Consider the following 1710-nt stretch of genomic DNA (forward strand, 5'->3'; position numbering starts at 1 on the left):
CTCACACCCAGGCTTGCGGTGTTGTCCTTGTCGAACTTGCCGGTGATACCGCCGTCGGCAGTCAGCAAGGTGTAGGTGGTGTCGCCGGCATATGACGCTACCGCGAACACGTTCAGCGTACCGGCCAGGTTGGCGGTGCCGCCCACGGCCAGGTAGCTGGTCGGCAGCGGGGTCAGGTTGATGTTCAGGGTACCGTTGCTGGTGTTGGTGAAGTCACCCGTGACGGTCAGGTTGCCATTGGCACCCGGCTGGACGGTGCCGTTGTTGACCACGCTGTTGACGGTACCAGTACCGGTCAGCGCGGCGCCGCTGTTGACGGTGATATCGGCCGCCAGGGTGTCGCCAACCGGAACCGCGAACAACGCCATGCGGGCGAACGAAGCGACCACTGGAGCCGGTTCTTCCTCGGCGGTCTCACCCACCTGCAGCACGCCCTCTTCGACCGTGAAGGTACCGCTGAAATCGTTGTAGCCGGTGAACAGCAGATTGCCGAGACCGCGCTTGATCGCCTTGCCCGTGCCGCCGAGGGTGCCGCCGAAACGACCGTCGACATCCTGCTGGAAGATCAGGCTGGCGTCGTTGACGATCGAGCCTTGCAGGCTGGTGGTGTTGCCTTGAAGGATACCGGCGCTGATCAGTGTGCCGCCGCTGTAGGTGTTGGCGCCACCCAGCAGCAGGGTGCCGCCGTCGAGTTTCTGGATGCCGCCCTCGCCCACAATGGCGGTATTGATCGTCGCCGTTGCGTCGCTGGCTACGCGCAATGCTGCAAGGGTACCGTCCGCCGCGTTGACCGCTTCGAGGGAGTCGCCGGTGCCGCCGACCAGGTTGTAGCCGTCGGCGAGGAACTGGATGCCCGAGAACACCCGTTGCCCGGAAACGGTGACCGTACCCTTCTGCCCACCGAAGACCGCGAACTGACCACCGCTCCAGCCGTTGGCGTTGCTGCCGCTGGAGTTGGTCCAGTTGGTGTCCGCGCCCCAGGTGCCGCTACCGCCGCTGATGGTGCCGTCGGCACTGGTCTTGGAGCCGTTCCAGAACACCAGGTTGCCGTCGGCTTCACCGACCACCAGGTTGATCTGGTTGGCAATGCTGGTCTGCAACTCGAGTTGCGCAGCGAGGATGCCACCCGGGAGGCTGCCGAAGTCCAGCCCGTTGTTGGTCAGGCTGCCGCCGTAGCTGAACAACTGGTACACACCGGGGCCAAAGCCGCCGCCGTTGCTGATATTGAGCAGGCCGTCGAGGGTCAGGTTGCCGTTGACCTTCACCATCGATGTCGCACTGTTCGGCGCACCGAGGGTGAAGTTCAGGTTGCTGGTCGAAGCCAGCGACAGACCACCAACCGTCAGCGGCGCAGTGGCGCTGGCGACATTCAGGTTGGCGCCGTCGGCCAGGCCGACCTGGCCGGACAAGGTGCCGCTGCCCGCCAGGCTGGCGCCGCTGGCGATCTGCACGTTGGCGCTGGCGAAGGTGCCATTGACGGTGAGGCCACCCGCGTTGACCGAGGTGTTGCCGGTGTAGGTGCTGGTGCCAGTCAGCAGAAGCTGGCCGTTGCCGTTCTTGATCAGCGCACCGTTGCCGCTGAGCGCACCGCTCAGCGTCAGGTCATGGCTGCCGCCCAGCGTCAGTTGCTGCCCCACCACGATGGCGTTGCCCACTTGCAGATCAGCCGACGTATCCAGGCTGGTGTTGCCGAGGATGCTCAGCACGCCA

General features: G+C 65.0%; 1 protein-coding gene. It reads right to left on the reverse strand.

The window, feature by feature from the left end:
• Nucleotides 1-1710 (reverse strand): autotransporter-associated beta strand repeat-containing protein (locus DM374_RS32450; RefSeq protein WP_177431646.1); only part of this gene is annotated, 1710 nt, incomplete at both ends.

The organism is Pseudomonas huaxiensis (genome assembly GCF_003231275.1).
In the GTDB taxonomy this organism is placed as follows: domain Bacteria; phylum Pseudomonadota; class Gammaproteobacteria; order Pseudomonadales; family Pseudomonadaceae; genus Aquipseudomonas; species Aquipseudomonas huaxiensis.